Genomic DNA, 15,271 nt, shown 5'->3' on the forward strand with positions numbered 1-15,271 from the left:
GCCACAGTCGCCACCAGTTGTTACATGACCGCTTCCAACCCCCGTGCCTGGGCGCCACCTTCGCGGGCGAGCTGGTCGAGCGTGAGCGTCACCAGCGCGCGCATGCCCACGGCCAGGGCCTTCTCGTCGAAGTCGAAGCCGGCCGAGTGGTTGGGCGCGGCCGTGGCGGCCGTCTTGCCTTCGGGCATGGCGCCGAGGATGAAATAGAAGCCCGGCACCACCTTCTGGAACTCGGAGAAGTCCTCCGAGGCGCTCAGGCGCGGCAGCGGCACCACCTTGCCCCCCGTGGCGCGGCGCAGCGAGGGCAGGGCGCTTTCCACCAGCTGGGGCGGGTTGTGGGTCACGGCGTAGGCGGTGGGACCGAACTGCACGCTGGCCTTGGCGCCGGCGGCCGAGGCGATGGCCTCGACCGTGCGCGCGATGCGGCGCTTGGCATCGGCGCGCATGTCCTCGTCGAAGGTGCGCAGCGTGCCGGCCATCTCCACCGACTCCGGGATGACGTTGTCGCGGTTGCCGCCGTGGATGGAGCCGATCGTGAGCACCGCGGGCTCCCGCGTGATGTCGAGCTGGCGGCTGACGATGGTCTGCAGCGAGGTGACGATCTGCGCTGCCACGGGGATCGGGTCCACGCCGTTCCAGGGCATGCCGCCATGCGCGGACGTGCCCTTGACGCTGATGCGCATCGAGTCGGCGCCGGCCATCAGCACCCCGCTGCGCCAGCCCACGGCGCCCACGGGCAGGCTGGGCGCGATGTGCAGCCCGAAGATCGCATCCACCTTCGGGTTGTCGAGCACGCCCTGCTCGACCATGGCCTTGGCCCCCCAGCTGGCGCCGGCGGCCGGCTGGTCCTCGGGGATGCCTTCCTCGGCGCCCTGGAAGATGAACTTCACGCTGCCGCGCAGCCGCTCCTTCATGCGGCTCAGGATCTCGGCCGTGCCCATGAGCAGCGCCGTGTGGCCGTCGTGGCCGCAGGCGTGCGCCACCGGCACCAGCTGGCCCTGGTGGCGGCCCTTGGCGCGCGAGGCGAAGGGCAGCCCCGTGGCCTCCTCCACGGGCAGCGCGTCCATGTCGGCGCGCAGCGCCACCACGCGCCCGGGCTGGGCGCCCTTGAGCAGCGCGACCACGCCGTGCCCGCCCACGCCGGTGCGCACCTCCAGGCCCAGCGCGCGCAGGTGCTGCGCCACCAGGCGCGCGGTGCGCGCCTCCTGCCCGGAGAGCTCGGGCTGGCTGTGGATGTCGCGCCGCCAGGCCACGGCCTTGGGCTGGACCTGGTCGATGAGCGCCTGCAGCGCCTGGGCCTCGGCGCCGTCCTGGGCGCTCGCGGCGCCGCACAGCAGCCAGGCCAGCAGTGCCGGCAGCGCGCGCCGGGCAAGGGAAAGGGATCGCAGCATGGGGAAAGCGGAGAGGCGTTTTTTGTTCGTGCCGGCGCGCCGCCGCGCATGGCTGCGGCGGCCCGGGCTCATTCCATTTCCGGCTGCCGGCTCACCTGGCGCAATTGCGAGGGCGGCATGCTTTCGCATTTGTTCCAGTTGGAGCGGAAGGCCTGCATGCTGCTGAAACCGCAGCGCTCGGCAATGCGCTCCAGCGTGAGCGTGGAGCCGGTGATGAGCCGCCGCGCCAGGTCCATGCGCAATTCCATCTGGTAGCGCTTCATGGTGATGCCCGTCTCGGCCTTGAAAATGCGGGCCAGGTGGCGGCTGCTGAAGCCGGATTTTCGCGCCAAGGCCTCGCAGGTCCAGGCACGGGACAAGTTGTTGGAAATCTCGTCCTGCATGGTGTGGACGAGTTGGTTGCCGTGGGCGCGGTAGCGGAATTTCACGGCCAGTTCCGGGTCGTTGCTGAAGCGGCGGAAATGCACCACGTTTTCGCGAGCGACCTGGATCGCCACGTGGTCGCCGAAGGACTGCGCGATCAATTGCAACGCCAGGTCGATGCCCGAGGCCACGCCGGCGGAGGTCCAGAGTTTGCCGTCATGCACGCAGATACGGTTGTCCACCACCTGCGCCGCCGGATGCAGGCGCCGCAACTGTTGCATGAACTGGTGGTGTGTGGTGCACAGGCGCCCATCCAGCAAACCAGCCTGGCCCAATAAGAAGGTGCCGGTGCAGATACCGGCCACGCAAGGCGGATCCTTTTGGTTCATTACTTGGTTCTTGAGCCAGGTGGCCGTATCGAACCAGGCGTGCGAGGACATGAGCTCGGTGTCGAGCTTGCTGCCGATCACAAAAACAACGTCCTCCGCATCAAGTTCCTCGGGCAGCGGCGCCAGTTGGCCCAGCATCACCCGCTGGAATGCTTTCACGTCGGTTTGCGGGCCGATGCAATGGATTCCGAGGCCGGATATGCCCAGCTCGGCCAACGTCGTGATGATTTGCAGCGGGCCGGCCAGGTCGAGCATGTGCACGTTGGGCAGCACCAGAAAGAAAGCCCTATTCATCATCCACTGCCTCCATTGCGTCCGCCGCTGCAAGCCGGCTCAATGGGAATGTCATCTTTATTGCCTTCCTAGGTGGGTTAACGGATTTTTACATGGGGAAGGCCCGTGGTGTGCGCTCCTGTTTTCGAATGTCCGTTTTTTTGTCATCCGTGGCTGGATACTTGCTATTTGGTGCTTGATCCCCTTGTTAGTATCGGTAACCGAAATTTATACGAGACCGTTGATGGACTCTGACGTGAAATATGGTTGGATATCCGGTCTGGTTGCTTCCGACGGCCATGCGATTATCGGCCTGATCGATGAGGCGGTGGCTGACGAGGGGACGCTGGGTTATGCGGCACCCATGAGCGTGGCGGAAGCGGATGCTTATGTCCGGAGCCTGAATCTTCGCCTGGCCTCGGGCGATTGCCATGTTTTCCTGGTGCGCGTGGGCGGTGAGCCGGCTTTCATGGCGATATTGAGCGTCACGGGCATGCACAACTGCCGCCACCGCGCCGAGATCAGCAAGGGTATTGCGGCACCCCGGTTTCGTGGCCGGGGGCTGGTGGATCTGGCGTTCAGGGAAATCGTCAAGCGTGCCGAGATGCTTGGCGTGGAGCAATTGGTGCTGGACGTGCGCGAAGGCACACGCGCCCACCGGTTGTGGCAGCGATATGGTTTCCAGACCTACGGTGTGCTGGAGGACTATGCCCGCTTCGGCGGAGTCAGTCATCGCGGCCATTTCATGGTGCAAACCACCGCCGCACTGCGGGCGCGCGTGTTTCCGCAAGGCTGACCGTTCCCACAAGGAGTATGAGCATGATGGACAAGAAGGTTTTCAAGGAAGCGCTGCGGGAAGAGCTGCATCGCCACCTGACGCTGTCGCATCCTATTTTCAAGCTGCTGTTCGATGATTTGAACCCGGACCTGGACCTGCTGCGCAAGGTGGCGCTGCAGGGTTATCAGTTGACCAAGTATTTCCTGGGCTACATCGACCACCTGTATTTCCACTGCCCGTTGCCCAAGTACAAGACGGCGCTGCTGTACAACCTGTGGGAGGAGCAGACCGGGCGGTTGTCGAAGACCGACAACCACGAGGCGCTGATGCGGAATTTCATCCGCGCCCTGGGTGTGTCGGACGAGGAGCGCGACGCGGTGCAGCCGCTGCCGGCCACGCGCGAGCTCATCGAGTACCGCCTGGCGGCGGTGCGCGACCCGGCGCGCTACCACGTCGGCGCCGCGGCCGTGATGATCGCCAGCGAGGGCCAGAACCTCGAAACCTCCGACGGCGAGCCGCGCCACGAGCTGCTGGCGCGCGCCTACGGCCTGCGCGCCGAGGACCTGCTGTTCTTCTCCGTGCACCAGCAGGAGGACGTGGGGCACGTGGAGCAGGGCCTGGACCTGGTGTCCGAGCTTTGCGGCACCGAGCGGATGCAGCGCGAGGCGCTGGAGGCCGTGGGCCGCACCTGCGGGCTGTTCTACGCGATGTACGAGAACATGTTCCGCGAGTACTGCGGCGGTGGCTCGGCTGCCGTGCGCGAGCCCGTGGCCGCCCTGGCCTGACGGGAGCGGACATGACCGGCAACGACCGCTACCTCATCCACCGCCTGGTGACGCTGGGCTTCGTGGTGATGTTCCTGTCCACCACGATCAAGGGCGCGTACCAGATGTACTTCGTGCCGCTGGCCGAGCACTTCGGGCGCGGGCGCACGGACTTCGCCTGGTCGGGCGCGCTGTTCATGCTCGTCACGGGGCTGATGTCGCCCGTGGTGGGCGCGCTGAGCGACCGCATCGGTCCGCTGCGCACGGTGGTCCTCGGTGCGGTGGCGGGGGGGGTGTCGATGCTGGGCACCACGGCGTTCGCGCACTCGCTGCCGGTGTTCATCCTGGCCTACGGCATCGGCGGGGCCTTCGCGCTGGCGGCCATGACCTACGTGCCCATGGGCGTGCTGGTGGACCGGCTGTTCGAGCACAAGCGCAAGGGCTTCGCCTTCGCCATCGTCACCAACGGCACCTCCATCGGCTTCATCGTGCTGTCGCCACTGTGGATCGCGCTGCAGCCGCGCCTGGCTTGGACCGAGGCCTTCGCGGCGGTGGGCGTGCTGCTGGCGGGGCCGGTGGCGCTGCTGGCCTGGTTCGGCGCGCGCTCGATGCAGCAGTCCGGCCTGGCCCAGCCGCCGGCCATCGCCGCCAGCCAGGGCGGCGTGTGGCGCCAGGTGTGCCGGGACCCGGGCTTCTACGTCCTGGGCCTGGGCTTCCTGGGTTGCGGCGCGACCATGGCCTTCATCGACGTGCACCTGGTGGCCTTCTGGCAGGACGGCGGCGCGCCGCGCGCGCGCATGGGCCTGAGCCTGAGCCTGCTGGGCGTGCTGGAGCTCGCCAGCGGCCTGTTCACCGGCTGGCTGGCCATGCACTGGAAGAAGCACTCGCTGCTGGCGGGCTTCTATCTGATGCGCTCGGTGGCGATGCTGCTGCTGCTGGCTAGCGGCAGCGAGTGGCAGACCGTGGGCTTCGCGGTGGTGTTCGGTGCCAGCTACCTCGGCACCGTGGTGGTCACGTCGATGTACTGCTTCGAGCGCTACGGCGCGGCCATCAAGGGGCAGGTGTTCGGACTGCTGTTCCTGATGCACCAGGTCGGCGCCTTCGCGTCGGTGCAGCTGGGCGCCTGGGGCTACGACCGCGGCGGCAACTACGACGGCGTCGTGGCCGCGCTGGCCCTGCTCACGGCGCTGGGCGGGCTGGCGAGCTTCCTCGGCCTGCGCGACCGCGCCGAGGCCGCCGCCGGGCGGCCGGTCCTGGCGCGCACCCGCACCGAGTAGCGGCCGGCCCTGGCTTTCGTCTTCCGTCACCACTTCCCACCCACTGGCAGGGGTCAGACATGAACGCATACCGCAGGGCCACCCGGGCCGTCCACGAGGCGCATTACCAGGATCTGTCCGACGCGCATTGCGAGCCCGTCGCCATGACGTCGGCCTACGTCTTCCGGTCGGCGGCCGATGCCGCGCGCAAGTTCAACGGCAGCGCCAAGGGCAACGTCTATTCGCGCTTTTCCAACCCGACGGTGCGCGCCTTCGAGCAGCGCCTGGCCGCCATGGAGGGGGCGCAGGACGGCGTGGCCTTCGCCTCGGGCATGGCGGCCATCGCGGCGCTGGGGCATGCCTGGCTGGAGGCGGGCAAGAACGTGGTGGTCTCGCGCGACGTGTTCGGCACCACGCTCACGGCCTTTCGCAACTACTTCGGCAAGCTGGGCGTGCAGGTGCGCACGGTGGACCTGACCAAGCTCGACGCCTGGCGCCGCGCCATCGACGCCAACACCCGGCTGGTGTTCCTGGAGTCGCCCTCCAACCCGTTGCAGCAGGTGGGCAACATCCGCTCCATCGCGGCGCTGGCGCATGCCTGCGGCGCGCTGGTGGCGGTGGACAACACCATGCTCACCCCGGTGTTCCAGAACCCGCTGGAGCAGGGCGCCGACGTGGTGGTGCACTCGGCGGGCAAGTACATCGACGGCCAAGGCCGCTGCGTTGCCGGCGCCGTGCTGGGCAGCGAGCGGCTGATGGCCGAGCTGCGGGGCGTGCTGCGCACGCTGGGCGGCACCCTGAGCGCCAGCAACGCGTGGATGCTGCTCAAGAGCCTGGAGACGCTGGAGCTGCGCGTGCGCGGCGCCAGCCGCAGCAGCGAGCAGCTCGCGCGCTGGCTCGGCGCGCACGGCCGCGTGGCCCGCGTGTACTACACCGCCATGGCCGAGCACCCGCAGCGCCCGCTGATCCTGCAGCAGCAGAGCGGGCACGGCGCGGTGTTCAGCTTCGAGGTGGGGCAGTCGCAGGAGGACGCCTGGCGCTTCGTGGACGCGCTCAAGCTGGTGGCCATCGCCACCAACATCGGCGACACCCGCTCCATGGTCACGCACCCGGCCTCCACCACGCATTGCCGGCTCACGGCGGAGGAGCGGCGGCTCAGCGGCATCCGCGACAACCTGGTGCGGCTGTCGGTGGGCCTGGAGGACGCGGCCGACCTGATGGCCGACCTCGACGAGGCGCTGAGCGTGGTGCCCATGCGCGAGCCCGAGCCCGACGAGTACGAGCGCGGCGCGGCGGCCTGCATGGAAGAGGAGGAGGACGGCCTGCACGTGCCGTCCTGAGCCCGGGGTCGCGCGATGCTGCTCGAAGCCCTGGTCAGGCTGATGCTGGCGGCCAGCCTGGCGCTGCCCTTCCTGCTGCCCGCGCGGCGCTGCCGCTCACCGCGGCACGCGCGCGCCTGGCTGCTCACCATGGCGCTGGCCTTCGTGGCCGGGCTGCTGGTGGACCCGCTGGCGCTGGGCCGCCTGCGGGCGGACGACGGCGTGCTGATGCGGGCGGCTTGCGCGTATTGAGCGTCGTCATTCCGGCGAAAGCCCAGTGCCGTCTCTGGCCCAGCACCTGGCCCAGGCGCGGCGCGATCAGCCGCGCCATCATGTCGGCGCCGCCGCCAGGCGGGTAGCTCACGACCAGGGTGACGGGCTTGCCGCCGGCCGCGCGCGACAGTCCGGGAGCGGCCTGCAAGGCGGTGGCGGCCAGCAGGCGCCGGCGCGAGCGGGAAGCGGGGGCAGCCTTTCCTGTCAGGCGCCGGGCATCGCCTCCCCCGGCAGCCACAGCTCGAACACCGCCCCGCTGTCCCCGTCGTCCCGGTTGCGCGCCCGCAGCGCTCCGCCGTAGCGCTCCACCAGCCCGTGGCTGATCCACAGCCCCAAACCCGTGCCGTCGTGCTTGGTGGTCATGAAGGGCTTGAACAGGTCTTGCAGCACCTCCGGCGCCAGCCCGGGGCCGCTGTCGGTCACGGCCAGCAGCACGCCGTCGCTTTCGTCGCGGGTCGAAAGCGTGAGCACGCCGCCGTGGGCCATGGCCTGCAGCGCGTTGAGCAGCAGGTTCACCAGCACCTGCTGCAGCTCCTGGCGGTTGATGGCGGCCGTGCGGGTGTGGCTGAAATCCTTGCGTACCTGCACCCCGCTGCGCGCGAGCTGCGGGCCCACCAGGCGCAGGCAGTCCTGCAGCGCCTGCGAGGGCTCCACCGCCTGCACGTAGCCGGCGTACTCGGTGGGCCGGGCGAACTGCAGCAGCTGCGCCACGATCAGCCGCATGCGCTCGACCTGCTCGTCGGCCAGCTTCAATTCGTCGCGCACGCTGTCCACGTGCTCGCCCAGCAACTCGCGCATCAGGTCCAGGTTGCCCTGCAGCACGGCAATGGGGTTGTTGACCTCGTGCGCGATGCTGGCCGTGAGCTGGCCGATGGCGGCCATCTTCTCGCTGCGCAGCAGCTGCCGCTGCGCCGCCTGCAGCTCGCGCGTGCGCGCCTCGACCTTGGCGTCCAGCTCGGCATTGGCCTCGCGCAGCGCGCGCGTCTGCGCGTCCACGGTGTCCAGCAGCCCGTCCAGGTGCGCGCCCAGGGCATCCAATTCCTCGCTGCCCTGCAGCGGCCCCACGCGCGCCGGCTGGCCGGCCTGCACCGCGCGCATGGTGCGCGTCATGCGCCCCAGCGGCCGGTACAGGTCGCGCGCGCGGCGCAGCGACAGCCAGGCCGCCGCGCCCATCACGGCGAAGAACAGCACGCCGATGCCCAGCAGCGCGCCCGCCTTCAGCCGCGTGAAGGGCTGCTCCAGGAAGCCCACGTACAGCATGCCCACGCGCCGGCCCTGCCCGTCGGTGAGGGGGGCGTAGGCCGAGACGTACCAGTCGTCCACCACGAAGGCGCGGTCCAGCCAGGTGCTGCCGCGGCCCAGCACCGCCTCGCGCACCTCCCGCGACACGCGCGTGCCGATGGCGCGGCGCGCGCCGTCGCCGTCGAAGAGCCGCACGTTGGTGGTCACGCGCAGGTCGTCCAGGAACAGCGTGGCCGTGCCGCGGCTGCCGAAAGGCAAGGCGCCCTCGGGATAGACGATCTCGTTGAGGTGGTCGATGAAGTCCAGGTTGCGGTTGAGCAGCAGCCCGGCTTGCAGGTAGGCGCGCACGCGGCCGCGCTCGTCCGTCACCGGCGCGCGGCCCATCAGCACCAGGGCGCGCTCCTCGGCCGTACGCTCCGTGGGCGCGGCGTTGCGCGTGGGCAGCAGCGGCACCGCCACGCGCGACTGCAGCGTGGGCGCGAGCAGCCCGAAGTCCTGCGGCGCGAGCACCTCCACCGCCGCGCGTTGCGCCGGGCCTTCGAACCAGCCGGCGCGGCTGTCCACCGGCGGCGCGCCGAAGTCCGTGACCAGCAGCCGGCCCTCGGCGTCGCGCAGGTTGACGAAATCCAGCTTCTCGCGCGCCTTGAAGCGCTGCAGCAGCGCGCCGAGCTCCGCCGTCGAGGCGCCGCGCGCCAGGGCCGAATGCAGCGCCTGCGACTCCGCCAGCGCCGTGGCGCTGCCGCTCATCTCGGAGCGCACGCGCTCGAAGTAGCCGTGCGCCACCGCCAGGTCCGAGCGCACCTTGGTCACCAGCAGGGCATCCAGCGCCTGGTTGCCCCACAGCCACAGCGCCAGCCCCAGCAGCGGCAGCGCCACGCCCGCGGGCAGCAGCGCCAGGGTCAGGAGCTGGCGGCGGATGGAGGGGGGGTGAGTCATGCGGGCGGCCGTATGACCGAATTGGCCGAAGCGCACATGTCGTCATCCCGTTGCGGGCCCATGGCTGTCTGGGGCAGGTGGGCGGCTGTAGTCAGTTCGTGCATGACGATGCTTTTTCTCCGGCCCACCCTACGGCGCGCGGTTGGCCCTCACACCCCCGCCTGCCACTCCGCCCAGCGCCGCTCCAGCGTGCGCCGCGAGATGCCCAGCAGCGCCGCCGCGCGCGTCTTGTCGCCGCCCACGGACTCCAGCACCGACAGGATGTGCCGCTTCTCCAGCGTCTGCAGGTCGGTGGGCGCGGCGCCGGAAGCCGTGCCAGCGCCCGCGCGCGGCTGCGGCGCGGGCTCCAGCCCGGGGTAGAGCGCCTGCACGTTGAGCGCGCCCAGGATCAGCGAGCGCTCCACCAGGTTGCGCAGCTCGCGCACGTTGCCCGGCCAGTCGTACTGCAGCAGGTAGGCCATCTGCGCGTCGCTGACCTCGATGGGCTCCAGCCCCAGCTGCGGCGCCAGCGTGGCGATGAAGTGCGACACCAGCGCCGGTAAATCCTCCTTGTGCGCGCGCAGCGGCGGCAGCGTGATCTCCATCACCTGCAGCCGGTAGTACAGGTCCTTGCGGAAGCGCCCGGCGCGCACCTCCTCGGCCAGCGCGCGGTTGGTGGCCGCGACGATGCGCACGTCCACCGGGATCTGCTGCTCGCTGCCCACGGGGCGGATGCGCCGCTCCTCCAGCACGCGCAGCAGCGCCGCCTGCTGCGGCAGCGGCAACTCGCCGATCTCGTCCAGGAACAGCGTGCCGCCCTGCGCGTAATAGAACAGGCCGTCGCGCGCCTTGGCCGCGCCGGTGAAGGCCCCGCGCGCGTGGCCGAAGAGCTCGCTGTCGATCAGCTCGGGCGAGAGCGTGGCGCAGTTCACCGGCACGAAGGGCCCGGCCGCGCGCGGGCTGCGCGCGTGCAGCGCCAGCGCCGCCAGCTCCTTGCCGGTGCCCGATTCGCCCGACAGCAGCACGGTGCTGGGCACCGCGGCGGCCCGCTGCAGCGCGTGCTGCAGCGACGCCATGGCCGTGGAGTTGCCCACGAAACCGTCCAGCGGCGAGGGCGGCGTCTTCTCCGACAGCGTGCGGCGAAGGATGAAGTTCTCGCGCGCCAGCCGGGAGCGCTCCAGGCACTGCGCCATCGCGTTGAGGATCTGCGCGATGCGAAAGGGCTTGAGGATGAAGTCCGATGCGCCGGCGCGCAGGGCTGCGATGGCGGTGTCGAGGTCCGCGAAGGCCGTGATCAGGATGACTTCGCCGGAGTGGCCCTGCTCGCGCAGCTCCCGCAGCAGCTCGATGCCGCTCTTGCCCGGCAGCGCGATGTCCAGGATCAGCAGGTCGAAGCGATGCTGCGCGCAAAGCTGCGCCGCCTCCTCGGCGCTGCCCGCGGCCAGCACCTGGCCGCAGCGCGTGGCCAGCGTTTTGGTCAGGAAGTTGCGCATGCCTTCCTCGTCGTCCACCACCAGCACGCTGGCCAGCGGCCAGCGCTCGGCGGGGGAGGGAGGCAGGGAATCAGGGGTCACTTCAGAACTTCAGGAAAAGCCGGCAGGCGGTGAAAGGGAGGGGCGCCGGGGCGCGCCGCGGCGGGCCGGATTGTAGGAAGCCCCCCCGAAATGGGTAGCCGGGTTGGCGCAACGGCGCCGGGACGCGTCGCGACAACTTGTCGCGCGCCATCGCGCCAAGTTGTCGCGCTGCTGCGCCGCAGCAAGCCTTGAACCGCCGCAAGTCCTTGACGCCAAAGGGCTTATGGGCCGCACGCAACTTGGTACGGGCCGTGCAACAGCTTCCGTCGCCAACCTGCCGCCGCCTCTTAGGCACGGCCTTGCATAGCCCTGAACCCCGCCGCGCCCCGTGCCTGGAGCGCGGCACACCGAGACGGCCCAAGCCCGATGCGCTGCCGGCCGCACCCCGAACGACGAACCGCCGAGGAGAAGCCATGAGCGAGCCCCAATCCAAACTGTCGCGCCGCCGCGCGCTGGCCGGCGCCGGCACCGTGGGTGCCCTGGCCGCCGCTGCGGCCGTGCTGCCCAAGGGCGATCCCGCGCCCGCCCCGGTGGCCGCTGCGCAGCCCGCCGCCGAGCCCGCCAAGCGCGACGGCTACCAGGTCACGCCGCACGTGCTGCGCTACTACCAGACGGCGCGCATCTGATCCGGCTCCCGGATCGCAGCTGAAACATTTCCTCGTCATGCCCGCGCAGAGCCTGCCCCCGTGCAGGCGGGGGCGGGCATCCACGCATCGCCGGGATGCAAGCCCGGTCCACGTGGACACCCGCCTGCGCGGGCGTGACGGGACATTGAAGAGGTCCCTCTCCATGTTGCTCACGCGCAAGAGCGCCACGCCGGCCGCCGCCGGCCAACCGTCCTCGGGCCTGGTCTCCAGCCTGACCCGTGGCATCGACGCCTTCAACCGCCGCGCCATCGGCACCCTGGACCGCCGCGCCTTCCTGCGCCGCTCGGGCCTGGGCGTGGGGGCGGGCATTGCCGCCTCGCAGCTCAGCCTGGTGCAGAAGGCCCAGGCCGCCGACAAGCCCGCCGCCGCCGCGGCCGACGGCAGCCGCAAGGTGGAAGTCAAGCGCACCGTGTGCGGCCACTGCTCGGTGGGCTGCGCGGTGGACGCCGTGGTCGAGAACGGCGTGTGGGTGCGCCAGGAACCGGTGTTCGACTCGCCCATCAACATGGGCGCGCACTGCGCCAAGGGCGCCGCGCTGCGCGAGCACGGCCACGGCGAGTACCGGCTCAAGTACCCGATGAAGCTGGTGGACGGCAAGTACCAGCGCATCAGCTGGGACCAGGCCCTCGACGAGATCAGCGCCCGCATGCTGGAGCTGCGCAAGCAGAGCGGCCCGGACGCGATGTACGTCGTGGGCTCGTCCAAGCACAACAACGAGCAGGCCTACCTGCTGCGCAAGTGGATGAGCCTGTGGGGCAGCAACAACTGCGACCACCAGGCGCGCATCTGCCACTCCACCACCGTCGCGGGCGTCGCGAACACGTGGGGCTACGGCGCGATGACCAACTCCTACAACGACATGCAGAACGCCAAGGCGGCGCTCTACATCGGCTCCAACGCGGCGGAAGCGCACCCGGTGTCGATGTTGCACCTGCTGCATGCCAAGGAGAACGGCTGCAAGGTGATCGTGGTCGATCCGCGCTTCACCCGCACCGCGGCCAAGGCCGACGAGTACGTGCGCATCCGCTCGGGCACCGACATCGCGTTCCTGTTCGGCGTGATGCACCACATCTTCAAGAACGGCTGGGAGGACCAGCAGTACCTCCACGACCGCGTCTACGGCATGGAGAAGGTGCGCGAGGAAGTGCTGGCCAAGTGGACGCCGGACAAGGTGCAGGAGGTCTGCGGCGTTGATGGCGAAACGACCTTCAGGGTCGCCAAGACGCTGGCCGAGAACCGCCCCGGCACCATCGTGTGGTGCATGGGCCAGACCCAGCACAGCATCGGCAACGCCATGGTGCGCGCCTCGTGCCTGCTGCAGCTGGCGCTGGGCAACGTGGGTAAATCGGGCGGCGGCACCAACATCTTCCGCGGCCACGACAACGTGCAGGGTGCCACCGACGTGGGCCCCAACCCCGACTCGCTGCCCGGTTACTACGGCCTGGCCGAGGGTGCGTGGAAGCACTTCGCCAAGGTCTGGGGCCTGGACTTCGAGGACATCAAGAAGCGCTACGCCCCGGGGATGTTGACCAAGCCCGGCATCACCGTCTCGCGCTGGATCGACGGCGTGCTGGAGAAGAACGAGCTCATCGACCAGGACCCGAACCTGCGCGGCGTGATCTTCTGGGGCCACGCGCCCAACTCCCAGACCCGCGGCCTGGAGATGAAGCGGGCGATGGACAAGCTCGACCTGCTGGTCGTGATCGATCCCTTCCCCAGCGCCACCGCCGGCATGGCGGCCATGCCGGGGCGTCCCGAGGACGCCAACCCCAACCGCGCCGTGTACCTGCTGCCGGCGTGCACGCAGTTCGAGACCAGCGGCTCCTGCACCGCCTCCAACCGCTCGCTGCAGTGGCGCGAGAAGGTGATCGAGCCGCTGTGGGAGAGCCGCACCGACCACATGATCATGGCCCAGCTGGCCGACAAGCTCGGCTTCGGCAAGGAGTTCACCCAGGGCTACAAGATGGTCCCGGGCAAGGGGAACATGCCGGAGATCGAGCCCGAGTCGGTGCTGCGCGAGATCAACCGGGCCGTCTGGACCATCGGCTACACCGGCCAGAGCCCCGAGCGGCTGAAGGCGCACATGCGCAACATGCACGTCTTCGACGTCAAGACGCTGCGCGCCAGGGGCGGCATCGACAAGGCCACCGGCTACAGCCTCGACGGCGACTATTTCGGCCTGCCCTGGCCCTGCTACGGCACGCCGGAACTGAAGCACCCGGGCTCGCCCAACCTCTATGACACCAGCAAGCACATCATGGAGGGTGGCGGCAACTTCCGCGCGAACTTCGGCGTGGAGCGCGAGGGCGTGAGCCTGCTGGCCGAGGACGGCTCGTATTCCAAGGGCGCCGACATCACCACCGGCTACCCCGAGTTCGACCACCTGTTGCTCAAGAAACTGGGCTGGTGGGGCGAGCTGACCGAGGCCGAGCAGAAGGCCGCCGAGGGCAAGAACTGGAAGACCGACCTCTCCGGCGGCATCCAGCGCGTGGTGATGAAGAACCACGGCTGCCACCCCTTCGGCAACGCCAAGGCGCGCGCCGTGGTGTGGAACTTCCCCGATCCGATCCCGCAGCACCGCGAGCCGATCTACTCCAACCGCCCGGAGCTGATCGCCAAGTACCCGACGCACGACGACAAGAAGGCCTTCTGGCGCCTGCCCACGCTCTACAAGAGCGTGCAGGAGAAGAACAAGGACATCGGCCAGCGCTTCCCGCTGATCATGACCAGCGGCCGCCTGGTGGAGTACGAGGGCGGCGGCGAGGAGACGCGCTCCAACCCGTACCTGGCCGAGCTGCAGCAGGAGATGTTCGTCGAGCTCAACCCCAAGGCCGCCAACGACCGGGGCATCCGCAACGGCGAATTCGTGTGGGTGAGGACGCCGACCATGGAAGCGGTGCCGGGCTTCAAGGGCATCCGCGTCAAGGCGCTGGTGACCGAGCGCGTCAACGAGGAGACGGTCTTCCTGCCCTTCCACTTCTCCGGCCGTTGGGGTGGCATCGACCTCGCGCGGTACTACCCGCAGGGCGCCATGCCCGTGGTGCGCGGCGAGGCGGTCAACACCGCCACGACCTACGGCTACGACAGCGTGACCATGATGCAAGAGACCAAGACGACGCTCTGCCAGATCGAGCGCGCCTGAGGCCTGCAGCCATAGAAAGAAGGACCTGACATGGCCCGAATGAAATTCCTGTGCGACGCCGAGCGTTGCATCGAGTGCAACAGCTGCGTCACCGCCTGCAAGGCCGAGCACGAGGTGCCCTGGGGCGTGAACCGCCGCCGCGTGGTCACGCTCAACGACGGCGTGCCCGGCGAGAAGAGCATCTCCGTGGCGTGCATGCACTGCTCCGACGCGCCGTGCATGGCGGTGTGCCCGGTGGACTGCTTCTACCGCACCGACGAAGGGGTGGTGCTGCACGACAAAGACGTGTGCATCGGCTGCGGCTACTGCAGCTATGCCTGTCCCTTCGGCGCGCCGCAGTTCCCCACCAACGGCACCTTCGGCCTGCGCGGCAAGATGGACAAGTGCACCTTCTGCGCCGGCGGCCCCGAGGCCAACGGCTCCGAAGCCGAGTTCGAAAAGTACGGGCGCAACCGTCTGGCCGAAGGGAAGCTGCCGATCTGCGCCGAGATGTGCTCGACCAAGGCGCTGCTGGGCGGCGACGGCGACGTGGTGGCGGACATCTTCCGCCAGCGCGTGGTGCAGCGCGGCAAGGGCAGCGAGGTGTGGGGCTGGGGCACGGCCTACGGCAAGCCCTCGCAGCCGCAGCAGGGCAGCGGCGGCCCCAAGGCCGAGCCGGTGAAGGCGGAGGTGAAGTCGTGAGCGCGCGCCTGATGCTCATCGTGGCCGCCGCGGCGGCGCTCTCGGCCCTGGCGGCCTGCGGCGAGCGCTCGCAGGAGCTGGGCGCCAAGCGCGTCAAGGCCGACACGCCGGCCCACACCGGCGGCCAGGCCGCGTACAACGCCCCGGGCTGGAACGCCGGCGAGCGCGCCAGCTGGGAGCAGCAGCTGCGCACCCGCGCCCAGGGCCAGAACGAGTATTCGCGCTCGCCCGCCGCGGCGCCGCAGCAGTGACGCCATCCAAGGA

Annotated in this window: 13 protein-coding genes; 9 read left to right on the forward strand and 4 right to left on the reverse strand. The window is 69.7% G+C overall.

Features of this window, described 5'->3' with window-relative positions; translation table 11 throughout:
- Window positions 1-20: 20 nt before the first annotated feature.
- Together Q0741_RS04540 and Q0741_RS04545 are read right to left on the reverse strand one after the other, a co-directional pair.
- Window positions 21-1,391 carry an amidohydrolase gene (locus Q0741_RS04540; RefSeq protein ID WP_298232002.1) on the reverse strand — a complete coding sequence of 457 codons (1,371 nt, stop codon included), beginning with the start codon at window positions 1,389-1,391 and terminating at the stop codon, window positions 21-23.
- A gap of 68 nt (window positions 1,392-1,459) precedes the next feature.
- Window positions 1,460-2,437, reverse strand: coding sequence for a GlxA family transcriptional regulator (locus Q0741_RS04545; protein ID WP_298232003.1), 978 nt, complete (start codon window positions 2,435-2,437; stop codon window positions 1,460-1,462).
- A gap of 223 nt (window positions 2,438-2,660) precedes the next feature.
- Here Q0741_RS04545 and Q0741_RS04550 point away from each other — a divergent pair, with 223 nt between their 5' ends.
- Genes Q0741_RS04550 through Q0741_RS04570 form a run of 5 tightly spaced genes read left to right on the forward strand, consistent with a single transcriptional unit; the run spans window position 2,661 to window position 6,785 of the window.
- The gene (locus tag Q0741_RS04550) at window positions 2,661-3,212 is read left to right on the forward strand and encodes a GNAT family N-acetyltransferase (RefSeq protein WP_298232004.1); all 552 of its coding nucleotides are present in this window, start codon (window positions 2,661-2,663) and stop codon (window positions 3,210-3,212) included.
- Between the two features lie 26 nt (window positions 3,213-3,238).
- Entirely contained in the window at window positions 3,239-3,979 is a 741-nt protein-coding gene (locus Q0741_RS04555) for a TenA family transcriptional regulator (protein WP_298232005.1), read from the forward strand.
- A gap of 11 nt (window positions 3,980-3,990) precedes the next feature.
- On the forward strand, window positions 3,991-5,235 hold the full coding sequence (locus tag Q0741_RS04560; RefSeq protein ID WP_298232006.1) for an MFS transporter: 1,245 nt from the start codon (window positions 3,991-3,993) through the stop codon (window positions 5,233-5,235).
- A gap of 59 nt (window positions 5,236-5,294) precedes the next feature.
- Window positions 5,295-6,554, forward strand: a complete 1,260-nt coding sequence (locus Q0741_RS04565) for an aminotransferase class I/II-fold pyridoxal phosphate-dependent enzyme (RefSeq protein WP_298232007.1) — start codon at window positions 5,295-5,297, stop codon at window positions 6,552-6,554.
- A 15-nt stretch (window positions 6,555-6,569) separates the two neighbouring features.
- On the forward strand, window positions 6,570-6,785 hold the full coding sequence (locus tag Q0741_RS04570) for a hypothetical protein (protein WP_298232008.1): 216 nt from the start codon (window positions 6,570-6,572) through the stop codon (window positions 6,783-6,785).
- 225 nt (window positions 6,786-7,010) lie between these two features.
- Here Q0741_RS04570 and Q0741_RS04575 read toward each other — a convergent pair whose 3' ends face one another.
- Both Q0741_RS04575 and Q0741_RS04580 read right to left on the reverse strand, forming a co-directional pair.
- Entirely contained in the window at window positions 7,011-8,984 is a 1,974-nt protein-coding gene (locus tag Q0741_RS04575) for a cache domain-containing protein (RefSeq protein ID WP_298232009.1), read from the reverse strand.
- Window positions 8,985-9,133: 149 nt separating this feature from the next.
- Complete coding sequence (locus Q0741_RS04580; protein ID WP_298232010.1) at window positions 9,134-10,537, reverse strand: sigma-54 dependent transcriptional regulator; 1,404 nt, start codon at window positions 10,535-10,537, stop codon at window positions 9,134-9,136.
- Window positions 10,538-10,950: 413 nt separating this feature from the next.
- Here Q0741_RS04580 and Q0741_RS04585 point away from each other — a divergent pair, with 413 nt between their 5' ends.
- The 4 genes from Q0741_RS04585 (at window position 10,951) to Q0741_RS04600 (ending at window position 15,258) form a co-directional block, all read left to right on the forward strand.
- Entirely contained in the window at window positions 10,951-11,163 is a 213-nt protein-coding gene (locus tag Q0741_RS04585; protein ID WP_298232011.1) for a formate dehydrogenase, read from the forward strand.
- 163 nt (window positions 11,164-11,326) lie between these two features.
- A complete protein-coding gene (locus Q0741_RS04590; RefSeq protein ID WP_298232012.1) occupies window positions 11,327-14,326 on the forward strand; it encodes a formate dehydrogenase subunit alpha in 3,000 nt (999 codons plus the stop codon).
- Between the two features lie 30 nt (window positions 14,327-14,356).
- A complete protein-coding gene (gene fdh3B / locus Q0741_RS04595) occupies window positions 14,357-15,007 on the forward strand; it encodes a formate dehydrogenase FDH3 subunit beta (RefSeq protein ID WP_298232013.1) in 651 nt (216 codons plus the stop codon).
- Window positions 15,004-15,258 carry a hypothetical protein gene (locus Q0741_RS04600; protein ID WP_298232014.1) on the forward strand — a complete coding sequence of 85 codons (255 nt, stop codon included), beginning with the start codon at window positions 15,004-15,006 and terminating at the stop codon, window positions 15,256-15,258. The genes fdh3B and Q0741_RS04600 overlap by 4 nt, the downstream gene beginning before the upstream one ends.
- Window positions 15,259-15,271: the final 13 nt, after the last annotated feature.

Source organism: uncultured Azohydromonas sp., assembly GCF_937926365.1.
Taxonomy (GTDB): Bacteria; Pseudomonadota; Gammaproteobacteria; order Burkholderiales; family Burkholderiaceae_C; genus Azohydromonas.

What these genes read in the sequence shown, in the direction of transcription:
- Q0741_RS04540 (WP_298232002.1), bottom strand. Translation starts at nt 1,391, where the DNA reads ATGCTGCGATCCCTTTCCCTTGCCCGGCGCGCGCTGCCGGCACTGCTG.
- Q0741_RS04545 (WP_298232003.1), bottom strand. Translation starts at nt 2,437, where the DNA reads ATGAATAGGGCTTTCTTTCTGGTGCTGCCCAACGTGCACATGCTCGAC.
- Q0741_RS04550 (WP_298232004.1), top strand. Translation starts at nt 2,661, where the DNA reads ATGGACTCTGACGTGAAATATGGTTGGATATCCGGTCTGGTTGCTTCC.
- Q0741_RS04555 (WP_298232005.1), top strand. Translation starts at nt 3,239, where the DNA reads ATGGACAAGAAGGTTTTCAAGGAAGCGCTGCGGGAAGAGCTGCATCGC.
- Q0741_RS04560 (WP_298232006.1), top strand. Translation starts at nt 3,991, where the DNA reads ATGACCGGCAACGACCGCTACCTCATCCACCGCCTGGTGACGCTGGGC.
- Q0741_RS04565 (WP_298232007.1), top strand. Translation starts at nt 5,295, where the DNA reads ATGAACGCATACCGCAGGGCCACCCGGGCCGTCCACGAGGCGCATTAC.
- Q0741_RS04570 (WP_298232008.1), top strand. Translation starts at nt 6,570, where the DNA reads ATGCTGCTCGAAGCCCTGGTCAGGCTGATGCTGGCGGCCAGCCTGGCG.
- Q0741_RS04575 (WP_298232009.1), bottom strand. Translation starts at nt 8,984, where the DNA reads ATGACTCACCCCCCCTCCATCCGCCGCCAGCTCCTGACCCTGGCGCTG.
- Q0741_RS04585 (WP_298232011.1), top strand. Translation starts at nt 10,951, where the DNA reads ATGAGCGAGCCCCAATCCAAACTGTCGCGCCGCCGCGCGCTGGCCGGC.
- Q0741_RS04590 (WP_298232012.1), top strand. Translation starts at nt 11,327, where the DNA reads ATGTTGCTCACGCGCAAGAGCGCCACGCCGGCCGCCGCCGGCCAACCG.
- fdh3B (WP_298232013.1), top strand. Translation starts at nt 14,357, where the DNA reads ATGGCCCGAATGAAATTCCTGTGCGACGCCGAGCGTTGCATCGAGTGC.